Genomic DNA, 19,679 nt, shown 5'->3' on the forward strand with positions numbered 1-19,679 from the left:
AATTTTTTAAAATGAATAACATAGAACAGGATAACTATAGTAATGCTACATTAGATCTTATAAAAAAATTTGTGGATTCTAATCAAAGAAAAAGAATAAATTCATTAGCTCAAATAGAATCTGAAGTCGAAAATATTTTTAATCTTGGCCCATCACTGTTTGATATGTTTGATAAAGAAGGAGATGACTGGGCTGCTGGTTGGATATTGCAAGTTTTAAAAAAATTCAAGCCAGAATTCTTTGAAAACTCTAAATTCAATAATTGGTTTAATGCATATTCAGATATTGATATTAATTATGAAGATTTGCAATTGATGTTAGTTGAGCAAAAATTTGAAGAAGCAGATAGATTAACGAGTTCCTACTTACGAAAATTAGCTGGAAAATTAGCTGAAAAACGCGGATATGTTTTCTACAGTGAAGTTAAAAATATGTCAGGAAAAGATCTAGAAACAATAGATAGATTATGGACTATTTATTCTACTGGTAGATTCGGATTTTCAATTCAAGCAAAGATATTAAAATCAGTAGGGAAAAAATATGAATTAATGTGGCCGAAAATAGGGTGGAAAAAAGAGGGCTTATGGACTAGATATCCCGGTTCTTTTTGCTGGTCATTGGATGCTCCTGATGGACATATGCCTTTAATAAATCAACTAAGAGGAGTAAGACTTATGGACTCCATCCTACGTCATCCTGCTATTTCAAAAAGACACAATAATATTCTTTAAATGAGGTATTTAATAAGTTAAAATTAAGAAAGTAGAAAAATATTATTATGTCCTTATTCCGGGGCAAAAATATTTTAAAAAGATTTTTTAAAAGACCAAAAATTAACTGGTCAATCTACGAATTCGAATCATCATTACAGTTAAATGAATTTGTCGATCAATTATTAGAACCTATTAAAAATTCTCAATCAAGCTATCTTATAAAACTTGGTTTACATGAAGCTCTAGTTAACGCAGTAAAACATGGAAATAAATTAGATCCTAAAAAGAATATTAGAGTAAGAAGAATAATTACTCCTAATTGGTGTGTTTGGCAAATTCAAGATCAAGGTAATGGATTAGAAATAAAAAAAAGAGACTACAAATTACCTAAAAAAATAAGTAGTGTAAATGGTCGTGGCCTATACATTATTAATGAATGTTTTGATGATATTAGATGGAGTAGTAAAGGTAATAGGCTTCAATTGGCTTTAAAAAGGTGATTTTTACTAGGGCAAGGTTGATCTACGTTTATTTCTTTTAACCATTTAACACTTTCTTCTATATACTCAATAGTTTCCTTGTCGTTGCAAGAAATAATTAAATGGCATAATCCAGCCGAAATTAGTTCTGCAGCTCGTTTATATTTATTTCCTTTATCTTTATGCCATTTAGAATGGTCAATCTTTAATTTTTCATTAAGACTTTGAACAAGCTGAATAGTATCTTTATCCCAATAGGTCATAGGAGTTTTTTTTTTACTTTACAGCAGACCAAACTTTGGTCATAAAAAAGGAATTTGATTTTACATCTTTAAACCCAACATCCTCAATTTTAGAATCTATATCCTCATTTATATAATCACAATAAAAAGGCTCATGAAATGATTTATAGAAGCTTTCCATTACGGATGTAAAGTCAGGTGAATCACTTATTTGAATTGAATCAGCTAAAACTAATATTCCTCCAGGTTCAAGAACCCTAAAAAATTCATTTAATACTTTAGCTCTAATTGTTCTAGGTAATTCATGAAATAAGTAAACACAAGAAATGCATTGAAAACTATCATTTTCAAAAGGTAATTTCTCAGCGTTACCTTTTATCAACTCAATTAAATCTCCATCTAAATCTGAAATATATCTACTTGCCTCTTTTAAGTATGAATCAGATAAATCAATCCCTGTAATTTTTTCTTTAGGAAATGCTGCTCTTAATTGTTTTAATGTTCTTCCTGATCCTGTAGCCACATCAAGTATTTTTATAGAACTTTTTTTTCTATCTCTAAAAATTTCAAGTCCTTCTTTTATTGGCTTAATTATTCTTCTCCTCATTGAGTCTGCACTACCATTGAAAAGTATCTCAACTTGAAGGTCATAAATGCTAGCTGAAAAATCTGATAAATAACCATCTGTTTGATGATGAAAATTTCTCAAGTAATATTGAGGATAATTATCTTTATCAATTGATTTTGGAAGATCATCAAAGTTTTGTTTTCTGCGTCTATCCCATGTATTAGGCATATCGAGCCAAATTTTAGGATATTGAGTTAGATATCTAAGCCATGGTTCGTCAAACAATAATTTTTTTGGATATATATTTTTTTCTGCATCATTCCAATCTTCTTCTCTTAAGATATCCATTGAATTTTGGATTTGTATTATAAGATCTCTATCTATATTAAAATTTTCAAGCTTTGAATCGGGAAGAATAAAGTTCATTAATCTTGAACTAATCTGCTTGTGAGCGAAACCTGCAATGCTTTTACTTTGTTGTAGCGTTTTATATGCAATTTTTGAGATAGATTCCCTAGCCATTTTTCGATTTATATATATACATTCCAACAAAAAAAAAATCAATTTGAGAATATTTTTGTGATATTTCTCAAATTGATTAATTTAAACTAATGTTTTCTTTTATTTATGCATCGTAATACATAAAGAATTCATGTGGATGAGGCCTTTGTCTTAGTTGTTGTACCTCTTCGTATTTTATCTCGATAAAGTTATCAATAAAATCTTCAGTAAATACTCCACCAGCTAATAGATAATCCTTATCTGCTTTTAGCGCATTAAGTGAGTCATTTAGAGATGAAGGTACTGTATCAATTTTAGCAAGTTCATCAGCTGGGAGTTCAAATAAATCTACATCTACTCCATCACCGGGATCAATTTGATTTTTAATTCCATCAATACCAGCAAGCATCATTACAGAGAATGCTAAGTAAGGATTTGCTAGTGCGTCCCCTGATCTGAATTCTAATCTTTTAGCTTTAGGGCTTGGTCCTGTTAAAGGTATTCTTACCGCAGCTGATCTATTACCCTCAGAATAAACTAAATTTACAGGTGCTTCGAATCCTGGAACCAATCGTTTATAACTATTAGTGGTTGGGTTAGTAAATGCTAAGAATGAAGGTGCATGTTTAAGTATGCCTCCGATGTACCATCTTGCTGTTTGAGATAAATTTGCATATGATCCTTCACCAAAGAATAGTGGCTGTCCACTCTTCCATAAACTTTGGTGAACATGCATTCCTGTTCCGTTGTCGTTAAAAACAGGTTTGGGCATAAATGTTGCTGTTTTTCCATATTTTTTGGCAACATTTCTGACAACGTATTTATAAGTCATAACGTTGTCAGCAGCATTTATTAACGAATCAAATTTCATTCCAAGTTCGTGTTGGCCGGCACCAGCAACTTCATGGTGATGTTTTTCAGTGGGGATCCCTAATTCACCCATAAGAAGAAGCATCTCAGATCTGATATCTTGCGCAGTATCATTTGGAGCTACTGGAAAATATCCTTCTTTATATTGTATTTTGTATCCTAGGTTCCCCCCTTCTTCAATTCTCCCTGTATTCCATGGAGCTTCAATAGTATCTACGCTATAAAAACAACCTCCTTCTTTAGAGTCATATCTAACATCATCAAATAAAAAGAATTCTGGTTCTGGTCCAAAAAATGCAGTATCTGCAATACCAGTCGAGTCTAGATATTTTAATGCCTTTTGAGCTAAAGCTCTTGGACATCTATCATAAGGTTCCCCGCTTCTTGGCTCTTGAATAGAGCAAATCATACTTAATGTTTTATGTTTATAAAAAGGATCTATCCAAGCTGTACTCGCATCGGGCACCATTGACATATCAGAGGCATTAATTGCTTTCCAACCTCTTATAGATGAGCCATCAAATGCCAAACCTTCTGTAAAAGAATCCTCCTCTATCATGTCTGATGTAAGAGTTAAATGTTGCCATTTCCCATGGATATCAGTGAATTTTAAATCGATGAGTTCAATTCCTTCGTCTTTAATTTGACTTAAAACATCTTGAGGAGATTTAGACATAATTTTGTAATACCTTCTATGAAATTAATAACTTGATGATTCTTGTTATGTATCAACGGTAACTTTTTTTAAGACTTGATGTCTTCTTTTAGTGTTTCATGTCATAAGTTTAATAATTGTTTACCTAAATATTTAAATTGAATTAATTTCTATAAATAAATATCGCTTATGTGGAGATATTAGATTAATTTATAAAGTAATTGAATATAATGCTTTGACAGAAGCAAAACTTATTTCGGCTTTAAATGAAGAGAATTTATCTCATTTCTCAAAGACTTATGTTCCCTCCAGACTTTTATTAGGTCCTGGTCCTTCAAATGCACATCCAGAAGTCTTAAGCGCTCTTTCTTTGAATCCTATTGGTCACTTAGATGAAGCATATATTTCATTGATGTCTGATGTCCAACAACTTCTAAGATATACCTGGCAATGTAATAATCGTCTGACTCTTCCAATGAGTGGTACTGGAAGTGCAGCTATGGAAGCATCAATTGCAAATTTTATAGAGGAAGGAGAAAAAATTCTTATCGCTAAAAAAGGATATTTTGGAGACAGACTTGTTGATATGGCAACAAGATACAAAGCAGATGTATCTGTTATTGAAAAACCTTGGGGTGAATCCTTTTCTTATGAAGAAATCAAGTATGAAATAGAAACAAAAAAACCAGCAATCTTTGCTATTGTTCATGCTGAAACATCAAGTGGTGTTTTACAACCTCTTGATGGTATTGGAGATGTATGTAGAAAAAATAACTGCTTGTTTTTAGTTGATGCAGTTACTTCTCTTGGAGCTCTAGAACTATTGATTGACGAATGGAAGATTGATTTAGCATACAGTTGTAGTCAAAAGGGATTAAGTTGTCCTCCAGGGTTAAGCCCTTTTACGATGAATAAAAGAGCTGAAGAAAAACTAAGTTCAAGAAAAACAAAAGTACCTAACTGGTATTTAGATTTATCTCTATTAAATAAATATTGGGGTTCTGATCGTGTTTACCATCATACTGCTCCTGTGAACATGAATTTTGCTATTCGAGAAGGATTACGATTAATTGCAAATGAAGGCTTAGAGAATGTTTGGTATAGGCATAATACTAATGCAAAGAAACTCTGGAAAGGTTTAGAAACTCTAGGAATGGAATTACATGTATCAGAGGATTATCGATTGCCAACTCTTACAACAGTTAAGATCCCGCCTGCAGTTGATGGAGATGGTTTTAGAAATCATCTTTTAAGAAACTTCGGAATAGAAATAGGAAATGGACTTGGAGAATTGTCTGGTAAGGTTTGGCGCATAGGATTAATGGGCTTTAACTCAAGTGAGGAGAATGTAGACAGATTATTAAACCTATTTGATACAGAGTTAAAAAAATATTCTATTTTTGAGTCCTCAACTTTTTAAACCATAATTGTAAAATTTTACTGCATTTCTCTTCTAAAATACCTCCTACGATTTCCATTTTGTGATGAGAACTTTTATGCTTTGATAAGTCAATTGAGCCCCCTAATCCACCTCTTTTCTTATCGTAAGCACCAAAAACAACTTTACCCATTCTTGCTTGAATAAGTGCCGATGCACACATGGTACATGGTTCTAAATTTGTGATGATAATACATTCATTAAATCTCCAATCATTTTTTATTAGAGATGCCTGCCTTAGAGCCATAATTTCAGCATGACCTAATGGATCATTATTTATATTTCTCTTGTTTACCCCTCTTCCAATACATCTTCCTCTCTCATCTAATATTATTGAACAGATAGGTAACTCTACTTTTCCAATTTCTTCTGATCTTCTTAAAATAGACTTCATCCATCTTGAATATTTTAAAATATTTATATCTTTCTGTTCACTATAATTACTATTTACATTTTCAAAAATATACCTCATTTACCAATATTGAGAATAAACTTATTAATAGATATCTTATATGATGACTGAAGATTTAATTAATAAAAAAGATATATACTTCCCTTCTTATTTAGGGACTAACGATAACTTAATTACTCTCTTAAATAAAACAACTCAAATTCTTTGTGACTGGTTCTCTAAAGCCGATAAATATGGTCCGTTACCATTTGATGAGAATTTCAAGTGCTTAATGCCTCATGAGGATGGTAACTCTACAGAAGATTTGTTTTCTGATATTCAATCCCTTCTAAATAATTCTTTTAATCCTGTTCATCCCGGCTCTTTAGCTCATCTGGATCCCCCACCTTTGATTTTTTCTATTTTAGGCGATTTAATTGCTGCTGGTTTAAATAATAATCTTCTTGCTTACGAGTTGTCTCCAAGTATTACTTTGCTTGAGGAATCATTATGCAAATGGTTTGCAATGAAAATAGGGTTTAATGACTCTTCAGGAGGCATAGCAGCAAGCGGAGGTACTTTAAGTAATTTAAATGCACTTATAGCTGCTAGACATAATTCTGGATTAGGTTCAGATCCGAATTCTGTATTACTTGTTAGTGAAGATGCTCATTCCTCCTTTATTAAATGTATAAGAATAATGGGTCTTGATGAAGCAAATCTCATCAGGATTAAAACTGATAAAAACGGCAGTATTGATATACATAATCTTAGAAAAACTATAGAAAAATGTTTTATTGATAATAAAAAAATATTCGCAATTGTTGCCACTCTAGGCACAACTGTAAGAGGAGCAATTGATCCTATTAAAGACATAAGTGAAATATGCAAAGAAAGAAATATATGGCTTCATATCGATGGCTCCATTGGAGGCATTTTTGCAATAACTTCTATTCCAATTGAAGGTTTAAATAATATTAATCAGGCTAATTCAATAACTATAAATCCTCAAAAAATAATTGGCATAACAAAGACATCATCTTTGTTATTGGTTTCAGAAATGAGAACTTTAGAAAATACATTTTCTACCGGACTTCCTTACATATCATCGAAAGAAGACATCATAAATAGAGGTGAAATAGGCATACAAGGATCTAGACCTGCTGAGGTGATCAAACTATGGCTTGGGTTACGTTTTTTAGGTTTAAATGGGATAGAAACTATTTTAAAATCATCAATTAATAGAAAAGATTTTTTTATAAAAAATATTAGTAAGCATAAATTTGATATTTATTCAGGTCCTCTTCATATCGTTTCATTCTTACCAAAGAAACTTGAGCCAAAAGACTCTGATGCATGGACTCAAACTAAAGTTAATGAACTTATTAACAAAAATTTTATGCTTTCTAGACCAAAATTTAAAGGTAAATATTTTTTAAGGGTTGTCATGGGAAATTACAATACAAAAGAATCTCATATAGAAGAACTTTTGAGACTTTTACATGCTTAACTTATGAATATTGGTAGACCAAAAATTATTGCAATAGTAACAGGGTTTATATCCATAGCTATTTGTATTGCTTATTTGCTCTTAATAACTATTTTTGATTTCAGAACTTATCTAAATGATCAATTGTCTAACATTACATAGTAAATGGAGGCAAACTTTTATTTGATTTAAAATACTTTTTCATTTCAATTTTTGAAATAGCTTCTTTAACGAAGTTTTTTAAAATGTCCTCCCTCTTACTTATTCTATAGATCTTATCTACTACTTCTTGAATTCCTCCATCTCCCCAATCTTGCCCATTTTTAAAATACTCAATCAAACTTAGTCCTACTATTCTTATTAACCAGCCTGCTGTAACAGATTGTATGGATTTAGATACTATTATTTTAGTCAAGCTTGTAGCTAAAACAGGAGAAAGAATGGCGAGACCCCCTTTTAGTATCCCTTGTTTGGCCAATGCGCTTAGCAATGATTTTGCTAAATCTTTTGCATCTTTTTTTGTAAGCTTTATTTCATATATTTTTGATAATTCCAAAATCATTTGAAGGTTTACAGACGTAGTAGTAAGGAAATCAACGGCTGGTAGTGGATTAACTAGTATTACTCCTCCTGTTATCCACATATATTTATTAATCACTTTATTTGACATTAAATATCTTTGTTCTTGCAGGAAATTTTTACTTTTAATACCTAATTTATTTGAGCGAAAAAGAATATTATCCGCCAATAACTCTTCACCATTATTATCGAGCGTTTCAATTATTTCTCTAAATAAACTTCCTACCTCTGGAACTAAATTTAAAGCATCTGATTTTATATAGGAAGGTTGTTGAGGTACTGCAATTGTTTGAACTACTGAAATTTTATTTTTTCTAGCGGAAGTTATAGAAATTATATTTTCTTTGATGAGGTTATTTTCATTTCTAGACCTCAAATCACATTTATTTAGAACTATTATTATTTTTTTCTTTATTTTCAATAATTCTTTAATTAAATAGTTTTCGTATTTATTTATGTCCTGATCTAACACAAAAAGAACTATGTCAGAATTTGATGCTTGTATGATTGTTGTTTTTTCTCTTTCTTCTCCTAATTTAGATGGTTCGAATAAACCCGGAGTATCTACTATATTGATGTTTCTTTTTAATATTGGGATACGAATTTTATAACTATTAATTTGCTTTGTAGTACCTATTTTTGCTGAAGTTTGTCCTACAATGTTTTTCAATAAAGATCTTGCTATAGATGTTTTTCCTGAGGAACCTGCTCCAAAAAGAGTAACTTTATAATCTCCTGTTTTTAATTGGGACTCTAGTTTGTTTCTTTTGTAATTTAACAATTCAACTTTTACTTTATCGTTAATTTTTTTATTAATTTTCTCGACCCCTTCCAAACTTATCTTTGCAGCACCATATGTATTTTTGAATGAAAGTGTATTTTTTTTATTTTTGTATATAACTTTATAAACTATTTTTTTAAATAATTTTTTATCAATATTATAAAAGATATAACTAATTAATATTAAAAATAAAAGTGTATAAATATTTACTATTCTTATAAATATTGAAAATAAAATATATACAATTAATATTAATAAAAGATACTTTATATATTTCAATATCAAGTAATTCATATTATCGATTATTTTTAAAAATGTTATACAGCAAAAAAATAAAACCAATATTAATAGAAATATCAGCAATATTAAAAACAGGAAAATTTATAATATTTAAATTTATAAAATCTACCACAAAACCTTTATATATTCTATCTATACCATTACCAATAGTTCCGCCAAGAATAAAGCTATAAGAATATAGATCAAATGTGTTTAAAGTATTTTTCCTTAATATTAAATAAATAAGTAATATTGAGAAAAAAATACTTATTAAAGATAAAAATATTCTACTACCACTAAAAATGTTAAATGCGGCCCCGTAATTTTTTACTAAGTCTAATTTGAATAAAAGAAAATCTTTATTAATAAATAATTTATTATTATATGACATTAAATATTTCGTAAATTGATCTATTAGAACAATAAAAATACTTAAAGATAAAAAATATAATTTTGTTTGTATTTTATTAATCATTATTTGCTTCGTTTTAAACGTTCTATAGGCTTTATAAGTAATAAAAGTGGAAAAAGCATTAAAAAATGATATCCAATCTTACCAAATGAGTATTTTCCTAAATTATATAAAAATAATTTAAATTGACTGTGGAATATAACCTGTATAAGGTTGTAAAATATCCCAGTTAAATGCATAGCACATATCCCTATAAATCCATTCTTTAAAAAATTTCCAATCTTTATTTTATTTCTTGTATTTAAATTATCAATTATTTTGATTAATGGATATAAACCTAATAAATATCCAAAATTTGGAGTGAGCAAATAACCTATTGAACCTCCTTGATGAAAGACAGGAAATATGAATAAACCCAAAATTATATATATAGAAAATGCCCTGAAAACAACTTTTTTATGAAATATGAGTGTTAATAAAATTATAGTTGGAATTTGCCATGTGATAGGCAACTCAAAGTTATTACTAGATTTATAGATAAAAGTTAGTGGAATAAATACAGGTAACATTGATGTTATTACTATTGATTGAAGACTCACAAGTATCTCAATTAATTTATAAAAATTGAGCATTATTATAAATTCTATTTATAAACTTCTTAATGCAACAATTGGATCTAATTTAGAAGCTCTTTTAGCAGGTAAAACGCCAAAGATTAAACCTATTGATCCTGAGATGATCATGGTGGAAAAAGTAGTTGTAATTCCTACTGATGCAGGAAGTGGTGTTATCAGAGATAAAAGAAAAACACCTGATAATCCAGTTGTTGTACCAATTAATCCTCCAATTGTAGATAAAATCAATGCCTCAATTAAAAATTGAATTAAGATATCTGACTGTTTAGCTCCTATTGCTTTTCTAAGTCCAATCTCTTCAGTTCTTTCGCTTACAGAAACGAGCATAATATTCATGATTCCTATACCTCCAACCACTAAGGATACTGCTCCAATACCAGCCAGTAAAAATGTAAGTCCACTTGTTATGTTGGTTACTATATTCAAAGCATCTTCTTGTGATCTAACCGCAAAGTCATCATCTCTTATTATTTTATGTCTTTGCCTTAATAAGTTGGTAATTTGAAATTTAGCGGCACTAGTTGCATTTTTATTTATCGCTTCTACACTAATGAAGCTTAAACTTACTCCGTATGTCGGGTCCTTCCCTGTAATTCTATTGACCATGGTTGTCAATGGTATATAAGCATTTTTGTCTTGATTACTTCCAAATACAGCACCTTTTGGCTTTAATATTCCGATAATTTCATAGGTATGGTCTTTAATTCTGATTTTTTTTCCAAGTGATGAAGAATTATCATTAAAAAATTCTTCTTTAAGATCAGGACCTATTACAACATAACTTCTTGCACTATTAACATCACTTTTTGATAAAAATCTTCCCTTATCTACTTCAAAGCTTCTTACTTCAAGAAATTCAGGAGTTACTCCAGCAATTGATATATTAAGGCTTTTAGAATTTGATTGTACTATTTCGTTAGCAGAGATTTGAGGAGCAACTTTTCTAACTGTTGGGACTTGATTGCTTATTGCTAATGCATCTTCTAAAACTAGGTTTTTCGGAAATGAAATTCCTCTTCTTCTTGTATCATTATTCCCAGGAACAATGAATAAAACATTTGCACCTAAATTACTTAATTGATTTTTTGCTAATGTTTGGGCACCTCTTCCAAGTCCAACAAGTGTAATAACTGATGCATTTCCTATGATAATCCCAAGCATTGTTAACGAACTTCTCAATTTGTTCGAAACTAGGGTTTTTGTGGCCATACCTAAGGCTTCTTTTATTGATATATTTCTAGACATATTTATATTTATCTATGGCATCATCATCATCTTCAATTTGCCCCATGTATATAACACCTTCATTTAGCTGCAGTGTAATAAGGTCGCCATTGCTAATTTGATGATTATCTATATTCTCCAAATTACAAATTGTAGAAATTCTTTTATTATTTTTATTAAACAAAGCATAAACATCATCTACATTTTGGTTCGTAACAATGCCCGCAATATTTTTACTCAGTGGAATATTTTTCATTAATTCCTCTGGAACAAATAATATTTCTCCAGGACAAATCAGCGATATATCTAGATTATTTTTTATTATTCTTGCTTTACCTGTAACACCGATTTCCCCTATTGAAATTCCTCTTGAAACAATTTTTCTAACTAAACCGACTTTTATTAAATCTGTAGAGCCGCTAATGCCAGTTAACGTGCCTGCAGTTTGAACTACTAAATCTCCTTGATTTAGAATCCCCATTTCCTGAGCAATTTGCATAGCTAAACTAAATGTTTTTGCAGTTCTTTCATCATTTTTAACTACTATGGGAGTAACTCCCCAAACTAATTGCAATCTTCTCGCTACACTTCTCTCTGTAGTAGTTGCCAAGATAGGTGTTGGGGGTCTGAATTTACTTACATTTCGAGCGGTAGAGCCTGATTTTGTTAAAGGGATTATAGCTCCCGCATCAAGTTGTCTAGCTATATTGCTTACTGCTGCACTAATAGCATTTGGGATTGTACTAGGTAGGTGGCTCTCAATAGCTTTTAGTGGATAATCCCTTTCAATTCTTCTTGCTATAGTTGCCATCGTTTCAACTGCCTCTACAGGATAATCGCCAACTGCAGTTTCATTTGAAAGCATTACAGCATCTGTTCCATCGAGAATTGCATTCGCAACATCACTTACTTCGGCCCTAGTGGGCCTAGGATTAGAAGCCATTGAATCAAGCATTTGAGTCGCTGTAATTATTGGGATACCCAATGAATTTGCTTTTCTTATTAATTCCTTTTGTAGAAGTGGAACTTCTTCAGCAGGCATTTCTACTCCCAAATCACCTCTTGCTACCATAACCCCATCACATAAGGGTAAAACTGTATCTATTTGATCAATCGCTTCAAACTTTTCTATCTTTGCGACTACAGGAGTTGAATGTCCATTTTTGTTTATTAAATCTTTTATCTCGTTTATATCAGATGGATTTCTTACAAAACTTAGGGCTATCCAATCTACTCCTTGAGATAAACCGAATTTTAAATCTTCTTTATCTTTTTCTGTTAATGCTTTTACTGATAGCTGAACATCTGGGAAATTAACACCTTTATTATTTGAAAGAACTCCCCCTACAGTCACAAGACACTTTAATAGATTAGCTTTTACATCTATTTTTTCTACAATCATTTCTATTTTTCCATCATCTAAAAGTATTCTTTTTCCCTCAGTAACTTCTTGAGAAAGTTTGTCATAGGTTACATTTGCAATAGTATTTGTACATTCGATTTCATTTGATGTCAGTATAAATTTTTCACCTTTTTTAACTTTTACTGGACCATCTTTAAATCGCCCTAATCTTATTTTAGGTCCTTGAAGATCTTGTAATATTCCTATATCTATATCTAACTTTTTTGATACTTCTCTAATAGTTTTTATTCTCTCAGCATGATCTTTATGATCTCCATGTGAGAAATTTAATCTGAACGTTGTTACTCCAGCTTTTATTAAATCTGTAATTATCTCTTCAGATTGAGTTGCAGGGCCAATAGTTGCTACTATTTTTGTTCTTCTTTTTAAATCAATATTCGACATATATAGATAATATTGCTAGATATAAATAAATTTACCATACCCAAAGTTAGTTATTTAAGTCATGGATTTTAAAACTTATCAGAAAAAAGCTAGGGAAACAGCACAATATCCAAATTTAGGCTCGAATAATATTTATCCAACTCTTGGCTTGGTTGGAGAGGCTGGTGAGGTAGCGGAAAAAGTAAAAAAAGTTATAAGAGATAAAAATGGAATATTTGATAACGAATCAAAATTAGGTTTAAAAAAAGAATTAGGTGATGTTTTGTGGTACATATCAAATCTTTGCACAGAATTAAATTTCAACTTAGAGGATGTTGCATTACAAAACCTTGAAAAATTAAAATTAAGGGCTGCTCAAGGAAAAATAAGCGGCTCTGGTGACGATAGATAAAATTAGCTATATCCTAAGCTTGCATACTGGAGATTTGTAATTAGGTTTTGAATAACATTTAAAAGTAAAAAAGCTAATAAAGATGAAATATCAAATCCACCAATAGGAGGGATGATACCTCTAAAAATATTTAGATAAGGATCTGTGATAGAAGTTAATGCAGATAAAATACCGTTACTCCAATCAATACCAGGAAACCATGTAAGTAATATTCTTATTATTAATATGAATGAATATATTGATAATGTTTGGCCCAGCACTGCAAAAATCTCAGATAACATGATCTTTTATTGTTTTATAACATTCTAACATTTACTTATTATTGCTGCTTATTAGTACGGTTTCCTATTTTTGAGAGATATTCATTACTCAAAGCAAAAGTTTGAAAAAACTTTTCTGATAATGATAGCCAATATGATCTTCCATCTTTTTGCTTCCGTTTAACAATAAAATTTTTTTCTAATAATTCTTTAATATGATCATAAGCTCCTGAACCCCTAAGAAGTATAAGATCAGATTGCAAGATTTTTTTCTTGATTGCAATAGTTGCCAATGTTCTTAATTCGGCTGTTTTTAAATCAGAAGGAAGTAGATCATCTACGAATTCATTAAGACTGGATTTTAGTTCTAGACAAAAACTATTATTAACTTCATTTAATTCAATCGCTGACTTTGGATTGGAGTATTTATTCTTAAGATCTTTAATTGCATTATTTATTGAGTTTATATCAGAATTGGTAATTTCTGAAAGATCCTTTTTTGTTATTGGTCTGCCTTTTAAATATAGAACAGCTTCAACTCTAGTAACTAGATCTATATCAGATATTGGCATGGTATTTAGATCAGATTGATTGATTTTAATTACCGTAATCTTTCCTAATTTACCTTAAATTTAATCTGATGCACCAAGGAATAATCTATATGTATCGTTTTGAGTTTCATCCCAAAATTTATAGCCTAGAATTCTTACAAATTTATTCCACTCTAAAATCTCATTTTTATCGATTAAAACTCCAATAACAATTTTCCCAACATCAGCTCCATAATTCCTATAGTGAAATACGCTTATAGACCAATTAGATTTCATATTATTTAAAAAGTTTATTAATGCGCCAGGCCTTTCAGGAAACTCAAATCTGTATAAAAGCTCAACAAAGTTTCTATTATCCATTTCTTTAAAATTCTTTGGTAATCTTCCACCTACCATATGTCTTAGATGATTTTTAGATAATTCATCATCACTTATATCAATAAATGAGTACTCTGAATTTCTAAATACATTTAAAAGATTTTTTTTATCATTTAATCCATATACTTGAACTCCTACAAAGATCTGGGCATTCTTAGAATTCGACATCCTGTAGCTAAATTCGGTCAAATTTCTATTGTCAAGTAGCTTACAAAAATCAATTAAACTTCCAGCACGTTCTGGTATTTCAACAGCCATCATTACTTCTTTACACTCACCAAGTTCTGCTCGTTCTGCGACAAATCTAAGCCGCTCAAAATTCATATTTGCACCACATGCAATCGCAACCATTTTTCTATTTAAATGATTCGAATTTAAAATATCTTTTTTCATCCCTGCAATTGATAATGCTCCTGCTGGCTCTAGTATTGATCTAGTATCCTCAAAAACATCTTTTATAGCTGCACATATCTCATCAGTATTAACGGTGATCATCTTATCTATATATTTTCTGCCAATGTCAAAAGTATTTTTCCCAATTTTTTTTACAGCAACTCCATCTGCAAATTGACCAACAGAAGATAATTCCACAATTTTTGATTCTTCCAATGATTTTGTCATAGCGTCTGCATCTTCCGGCTCTACACCAATTATTTTTACTCCAGGCCATATTTTTTTAATATATAGGGATATTCCTGATATCAATCCTCCACCACCAACAGCAATATAAATTGCATAGGGTTTTTCATTTAATTGCTGTTCAAGTTCAATAGCTATGGTTCCTTGTCCTGCTATTACATCTGGATCATCAAAAGGATGAATAAAACATAAATTTCTTTCTTTGCTAATCCTTATTGCTTCTTTGTATGTTTCATCATAATTATCACCAAATAATATAACTTTTGCTTTTAACTTTTTCACGGCATTAACTTTTACAAGAGGAGTTGTAATGGGCATTAATATCGTCGCTTGGCAATTTAACTTAAGAGCACTAAGAGCAACACCTTGAGCATGATTACCAGCACTTGAAGTAATTACTCCCTGAGAAAGCTGAGAATTGGTGAGCTTACTCATTTTGTTATATGCCCCTCTAACCTTGAATGAAAATACATCTTGAAGATCTTCTCTTTTTAGAAAAATTTCATTATTAAGTGTATTACTTAAATTATGAGCTTTTTCTAGGGGCGTTTTTTTTGCTACTTCATAGACTTCAGCTTGAAGTATTTTTTCAAAATAATCATTCATATATATATTTTTAGCATTAATTATTAATCTAATAAAACATTACATGATCTATTTCTAAAAAAATACTCATTTTGCACCTCGACGTTTTAGATTAGATAGATACCAATTTTTGTTAAATGCTTTTAAGTGAGTTAAGTCATCCAAATCAACTTCATGGCTTAACAGTTTCACAATTAGAGGAAATTGCTTGTCAAATTAGAGAAAGGCACCTTCAAGTAGTATCTACTAGCGGTGGACATCTTGGCCCTGGTTTAGGTGTGGTTGAGCTTACATTGGCTTTATATCAAACTCTTGATCTAGATTTTGACAAAGTTGTTTGGGATGTAGGACATCAAGGTTATCCTCATAAATTAATAACGGGACGTTTCAGTCAATTTGATTCCCTTAGACAACAAAATGGAGTAGCTGGATATCTAAAAAGAAGTGAAAGTAAATTTGATCATTTTGGTGCTGGACATGCAAGCACTTCTATTTCCGCTGCTTTAGGAATGGCAATAGCAAGAGACAGAAAAGGTGAGAATTATAAATGTGTTGCTGTTATTGGAGATGGAGCATTAACTGGAGGAATGGCATTAGAAGCTATAAATCATGCAGGACACTTACCAAATACTCCTTTAGTTGTTGTATTAAATGATAATGATATGTCTATTTCACCTCCAGTTGGAGCCCTTTCCTCCTACTTAAATAAGGTAAGAGTTAGTCCGCCATTGCAATTTTTATCCGATAGTGTTCAAGAAAGTGTAAAAAATATTCCCTTAATTGGTAAGGATATACCAGAAGAATTGAAAAATATTAAAGGAAGCGTTAGAAGATTGGCTGTGCCTAAGGTTGGTGCTGTTTTTGAAGAACTTGGATTTACATATATGGGTCCAATTGACGGTCATGACATTGGAAATTTAGTTAATACTTTTAACGCTGCTCATAAACTTAAAAAACCTGTTCTTGTTCATGTTGTTACAACAAAAGGGAAGGGTTATCCTTACGCAGAAGCTGACCAAGTAGGATATCATGCACAGTCTGCTTTTGATCTGACAACTGGGAAATCTATTCCATCAAAGAAACCTAAGCCTGTTAGTTATAGTAAAATATTTGGTCAAACCTTATTGAAAATATGTGAACAAGATAGCAAAGTCGTTGGCATTACAGCTGCAATGGCTACAGGTACTGGTTTAGATATATTGCAAAAAAATATTCCAGACCAATATATCGACGTTGGAATAGCAGAACAACATGCAGTTACTCTTGCTGCTGGAATGTCGTGCGATGGTCTTAAACCTGTTGTAGCAATTTATAGTACTTTTCTTCAACGTGCTTTCGATCAATTAATTCATGATGTAGGCATACAAAAATTACCTGTATCATTCGTACTTGATAGAGCTGGAATAGTTGGAGCTGACGGTCCTACACATCAAGGGCAATACGATATCAGTTATATGAGATCCATACCTAATTTTGTATTGATGGCACCAAAAGATGAGTCTGAATTACAGAGAATGTTAATAACTTCAATAAACCATAACGGTCCTACAGCACTAAGAATACCTAGAGGCTCTGGATTAGGCGTCGCTGTAATGGATGAGGGTTGGGAACCTTTAAATATAGGCGAAGCTGAAATACTTGAGGAAGGAGAGGATATTTTAATTATTGCTTATGGTTCAATGGTCGCATCAGCTATCGAAACATCAAAGATACTAAAAAATATGAACATTAATGCATGTCTTATTAATGCAAGATTTGTGAAACCTCTCGATCAAAATCTTATTATGCCTTTAGCAAGTAGGATTCAAAAAGTTGTAACTATGGAAGAAGGAACCCTAATAGGTGGATTTGGTTCCGCAATAGTTGAATTATTAAACGATAATGATATAAATATTCCTGTATTCAGAATAGGTATACCTGATGTTTTAGTTGATCATGCTTCACCTGATCAGAGTAAAGAAAAATTAGGACTTATGCCTGATCAGATGGCAGATAAAATTATTAAAAAATTTAAGTTAGGCAATTAAAAATTTAATAAATAAATTTTTATAAAACACCACGTGAGGCTAATCCTAAGATTGCTCCAATTCCGAAAATATGACCTAGGCAATTAGCACCTACAACAGATGCGTGACTTAAACCACCATAGAATTTTGAATTAGGTATTTCAAAACCTTCATTAGGTTTTCTTATTGTTGCTCTAGCAATTGCATAAGCAAAAACATTACATGCAATCATTACGACGGCACACTTTGGAGACCAAGAAAAAGTTGCTGGATCTGCAGCTGCAAATAATGTAGTAAACATAAAAAATCGTTATTTTTATATATTCTCTAATACTTTTACCTAAAAAACACAAAATTGTAAAAGGTCTTAAGAGTTGTTTACTTCTAAGCTATTTAACAAGTTTAGAAATCCAAACAAAATAACAAAATCACTTAGAGTTAGGAAGGATTCTGCAAAGCCATGCAGGAAGTCAACCTCAACAAGCGTTTTATCATAGTAATTTAGTGTGAATATAGATACCAATATAGTTATGAATACGAATAAAACAGTTAAGGAAAATCCTGTTTTTACAAAAATATTAACAGATTTGATTTTATATAAGTAAAACAAAAATATTGCATACGGAATTATTGATATTGCGAACAATAATGTGTTGTCAATAGAACCTAATTTTTCTATTAATTTAAAAAATAAATCAGTCATAAGTCTCTTCCTTTTTAAAAATAGTGAATGCTACGAGAGCTAATGTTGAATTGCCAATAAATGTAAATATCCCTTGAAGAGTTACTAATCCATACAATACATCTTGATTATCGTAGATATGCCAAGTAATAGCGCACATAGCTCCTATTAAGTTTGGAACCATAGCTAAGCTTAACCAAAAAAATAAATTATATTTTTTATATGTAGAAATTTTGTATATAACAAAGATGGTAAATATCCATTCAATGACAGAAGAGATGTGAATTAACCAAGTTCCAAATGAAAGTTCGTGCAAAATTTATATTTTTTTCTTAAGTACATTAAGTACTTCTTTGGCATGATTTATAGGTAAAACACTTATCCATCTATAAGAAATTTCCCCTTCTGGAGAAATCAAAAAAGTATTTCTATCTGAAAATGGAGGAATCCAAGAACCATATTTATCGCTAATAATTCCATCAGGATCGGATAATAAAGTGTAATTTATAGATTTCTCACTGCAGAAACTTTCATGAGAATCTTGATTATCAGCACTAATACCAACAATTTCGGCATTATATTTTGAAAAATCTTTTTTTAGTTCCGAAAAACCTTTAGCTTCAAGAGTGCAACCTGCGGTAAAGTCCTTTGGATAAAAATACATAACAAGCCACTTACCTTGAAAATCATTTAATTCCCAAATATTTTTTGATTTTATATTTTTATTAAAACCTTCTAATTGAAAGCTTGGAGCAATATCTCCAATTTCAGGAGCAAAGTCAAAAGCAATTGCTGAATTACAATTAAATAAAAAAATAAAAGATATTAATATACTTAAAACTAAATTTATCATCAAATTTAGAATTTTTTTAAATCAACTCCATTTGATTTAGCAAATTTATCTAAACCTACTTTTTGTATAGACTTTAATGCTTTGGTGCTAATTTTAATATTCACCCATTTCTTGCCTTCTTCCCACCAAAGTCTCCTTTTTTGAAGATTAACTTGTTGCAATTTCTTTGTACGAATATGTGAGTGACTCACTGCCATCCCGTTATTAGCTTTTGCACCGGTCAGTTCGCAAACTCTTGACATATTTATTGAGTTATATCTTTGAAAATTCT

The 19,679-nt window shown here is 30.8% G+C and carries 24 protein-coding genes; 7 read left to right on the plus strand and 17 right to left on the minus strand.

From position 1 onward, the window contains the following. Positions 1 to 11: 11 nt before the first annotated feature. A complete protein-coding gene (locus HA140_RS04595; protein ID WP_209039971.1) occupies positions 12 to 731 on the plus strand; it encodes a GUN4 domain-containing protein in 720 nt (239 codons plus the stop codon). Between the two features lie 47 nt (positions 732 to 778). Next, entirely contained in the window at positions 779 to 1,213 is a 435-nt protein-coding gene (locus HA140_RS04600; protein ID WP_025931858.1) for an ATP-binding protein, read from the plus strand. Here the strand turns inward: HA140_RS04600 and HA140_RS04605 are convergent. The 3 genes from HA140_RS04605 to glnA form a co-directional block, all read right to left on the minus strand. Beyond that, complete coding sequence (locus HA140_RS04605) at positions 1,192 to 1,455, minus strand: DUF6439 family protein (RefSeq protein ID WP_209039972.1); 264 nt, start codon at positions 1,453 to 1,455, stop codon at positions 1,192 to 1,194. The genes HA140_RS04600 and HA140_RS04605 overlap by 22 nt on opposite strands. A 13-nt stretch (positions 1,456 to 1,468) precedes the next feature. Further along, positions 1,469 to 2,524 (minus strand): class I SAM-dependent methyltransferase, encoded by a 1,056-nt coding sequence (locus HA140_RS04610; RefSeq protein WP_209039973.1) that lies wholly within the window; start codon positions 2,522 to 2,524, stop codon positions 1,469 to 1,471. A gap of 103 nt (positions 2,525 to 2,627) precedes the next feature. Next, positions 2,628 to 4,049: a type I glutamate--ammonia ligase gene (gene glnA, locus HA140_RS04615; protein ID WP_209039974.1), complete on the minus strand. Its 1,422-nt coding sequence runs from the start codon at positions 4,047 to 4,049 to the stop codon at positions 2,628 to 2,630. Between the two features lie 214 nt (positions 4,050 to 4,263). Here glnA and HA140_RS04620 point away from each other — a divergent pair, with 214 nt between their 5' ends. Beyond that, a complete protein-coding gene (locus tag HA140_RS04620) occupies positions 4,264 to 5,448 on the plus strand; it encodes a pyridoxal-phosphate-dependent aminotransferase family protein (protein WP_209039975.1) in 1,185 nt (394 codons plus the stop codon). On the opposite strand, the gene HA140_RS04625 is transcribed toward HA140_RS04620, so the two are convergent. After that, positions 5,423 to 5,938: a nucleoside deaminase gene (locus HA140_RS04625; protein WP_209039976.1), complete on the minus strand. Its 516-nt coding sequence runs from the start codon at positions 5,936 to 5,938 to the stop codon at positions 5,423 to 5,425. The genes HA140_RS04620 and HA140_RS04625 overlap by 26 nt on opposite strands. Positions 5,939 to 5,981: 43 nt before the next feature. Here HA140_RS04625 and HA140_RS04630 point away from each other — a divergent pair, with 43 nt between their 5' ends. Together HA140_RS04630 and HA140_RS04635 are read left to right on the plus strand one after the other, a co-directional pair. After that, the gene (locus HA140_RS04630) at positions 5,982 to 7,367 is read left to right on the plus strand and encodes a pyridoxal phosphate-dependent decarboxylase family protein (protein WP_209040240.1); all 1,386 of its coding nucleotides are present in this window, start codon (positions 5,982 to 5,984) and stop codon (positions 7,365 to 7,367) included. A gap of 3 nt (positions 7,368 to 7,370) precedes the next feature. Continuing rightward, complete coding sequence (locus HA140_RS04635; RefSeq protein ID WP_209040253.1) at positions 7,371 to 7,508, plus strand: hypothetical protein; 138 nt, start codon at positions 7,371 to 7,373, stop codon at positions 7,506 to 7,508. Here HA140_RS04635 and HA140_RS04640 read toward each other — a convergent pair. From HA140_RS04640 to pyk, 5 genes are read right to left on the minus strand one after another with little or no spacing between them, the layout of a single operon-like run. Next, positions 7,501 to 9,000 (minus strand): DUF697 domain-containing protein, encoded by a 1,500-nt coding sequence (locus HA140_RS04640; RefSeq protein ID WP_209039977.1) that lies wholly within the window; start codon positions 8,998 to 9,000, stop codon positions 7,501 to 7,503. The genes HA140_RS04635 and HA140_RS04640 overlap by 8 nt on opposite strands. A 1-nt stretch (position 9,001) precedes the next feature. Beyond that, on the minus strand, positions 9,002 to 9,460 hold the full coding sequence (gene lspA, locus HA140_RS04645; RefSeq protein ID WP_209039978.1) for a signal peptidase II: 459 nt from the start codon (positions 9,458 to 9,460) through the stop codon (positions 9,002 to 9,004). Then, positions 9,460 to 10,029 (minus strand): biotin transporter BioY, encoded by a 570-nt coding sequence (locus HA140_RS04650; RefSeq protein WP_209039979.1) that lies wholly within the window; start codon positions 10,027 to 10,029, stop codon positions 9,460 to 9,462. Before HA140_RS04650 ends, lspA begins: the two co-directional genes overlap by 1 nt. Before the next feature lie 15 nt (positions 10,030 to 10,044). Beyond that, entirely contained in the window at positions 10,045 to 11,277 is a 1,233-nt protein-coding gene (locus HA140_RS04655) for an ABC transporter permease (RefSeq protein ID WP_209039980.1), read from the minus strand. After that, on the minus strand, positions 11,270 to 13,063 hold the full coding sequence (gene pyk / locus HA140_RS04660; protein WP_209039981.1) for a pyruvate kinase: 1,794 nt from the start codon (positions 13,061 to 13,063) through the stop codon (positions 11,270 to 11,272). The genes HA140_RS04655 and pyk overlap by 8 nt, the downstream gene beginning before the upstream one ends. Before the next feature lie 61 nt (positions 13,064 to 13,124). Here pyk and HA140_RS04665 point away from each other — a divergent pair, with 61 nt between their 5' ends. After that, positions 13,125 to 13,454, plus strand: a complete 330-nt coding sequence (locus tag HA140_RS04665; protein ID WP_209039982.1) for a nucleoside triphosphate pyrophosphohydrolase family protein — start codon at positions 13,125 to 13,127, stop codon at positions 13,452 to 13,454. 2 nt (positions 13,455 to 13,456) lie between these two features. Here HA140_RS04665 and HA140_RS04670 read toward each other — a convergent pair whose 3' ends face one another. Genes HA140_RS04670 through ilvA form a run of 3 tightly spaced genes read right to left on the minus strand, consistent with a single transcriptional unit; the run spans position 13,457 to position 15,888 of the window. Beyond that, positions 13,457 to 13,735, minus strand: a complete 279-nt coding sequence (locus HA140_RS04670; protein ID WP_079332049.1) for a YggT family protein — start codon at positions 13,733 to 13,735, stop codon at positions 13,457 to 13,459. 38 nt (positions 13,736 to 13,773) lie between these two features. Next, positions 13,774 to 14,286: an SMC-Scp complex subunit ScpB gene (gene scpB, locus HA140_RS04675; RefSeq protein ID WP_209039983.1), complete on the minus strand. Its 513-nt coding sequence runs from the start codon at positions 14,284 to 14,286 to the stop codon at positions 13,774 to 13,776. 60 nt (positions 14,287 to 14,346) lie between these two features. Continuing rightward, on the minus strand, positions 14,347 to 15,888 hold the full coding sequence (ilvA, locus tag HA140_RS04680; protein ID WP_209039984.1) for a threonine ammonia-lyase, biosynthetic: 1,542 nt from the start codon (positions 15,886 to 15,888) through the stop codon (positions 14,347 to 14,349). A gap of 116 nt (positions 15,889 to 16,004) precedes the next feature. On the opposite strand from ilvA, the gene dxs reads away from it, so the two are divergent. Continuing rightward, complete coding sequence (dxs, locus tag HA140_RS04685; protein WP_209039985.1) at positions 16,005 to 17,894, plus strand: 1-deoxy-D-xylulose-5-phosphate synthase; 1,890 nt, start codon at positions 16,005 to 16,007, stop codon at positions 17,892 to 17,894. A 19-nt stretch (positions 17,895 to 17,913) separates the two neighbouring features. Here dxs and psaK read toward each other — a convergent pair whose 3' ends face one another. From psaK to rpmB, 5 genes are all read right to left on the minus strand, one after another. Continuing rightward, a complete protein-coding gene (psaK, locus tag HA140_RS04690; RefSeq protein ID WP_011818394.1) occupies positions 17,914 to 18,174 on the minus strand; it encodes a photosystem I reaction center subunit PsaK in 261 nt (86 codons plus the stop codon). Positions 18,175 to 18,240: 66 nt separating this feature from the next. Further along, the gene (locus HA140_RS04695) at positions 18,241 to 18,576 is read right to left on the minus strand and encodes a DUF3593 domain-containing protein (protein WP_209039986.1); all 336 of its coding nucleotides are present in this window, start codon (positions 18,574 to 18,576) and stop codon (positions 18,241 to 18,243) included. After that, positions 18,569 to 18,871: a DUF2499 domain-containing protein gene (locus HA140_RS04700; RefSeq protein WP_209039987.1), complete on the minus strand. Its 303-nt coding sequence runs from the start codon at positions 18,869 to 18,871 to the stop codon at positions 18,569 to 18,571. The genes HA140_RS04695 and HA140_RS04700 overlap by 8 nt, the downstream gene beginning before the upstream one ends. 3 nt (positions 18,872 to 18,874) lie before the next feature. Next, positions 18,875 to 19,408 (minus strand): peroxiredoxin, encoded by a 534-nt coding sequence (locus HA140_RS04705; RefSeq protein WP_209039988.1) that lies wholly within the window; start codon positions 19,406 to 19,408, stop codon positions 18,875 to 18,877. Positions 19,409 to 19,413: 5 nt separating this feature from the next. Further along, positions 19,414 to 19,650: a 50S ribosomal protein L28 gene (gene rpmB, locus HA140_RS04710; RefSeq protein ID WP_025881448.1), complete on the minus strand. Its 237-nt coding sequence runs from the start codon at positions 19,648 to 19,650 to the stop codon at positions 19,414 to 19,416. Between the last annotated feature and the right edge of the window lie 29 nt (positions 19,651 to 19,679).

This window comes from Prochlorococcus marinus CUG1417, assembly GCF_017695975.1.
Classification (GTDB): domain Bacteria; phylum Cyanobacteriota; class Cyanobacteriia; order PCC-6307; family Cyanobiaceae; genus Prochlorococcus_A; species Prochlorococcus_A marinus_AG.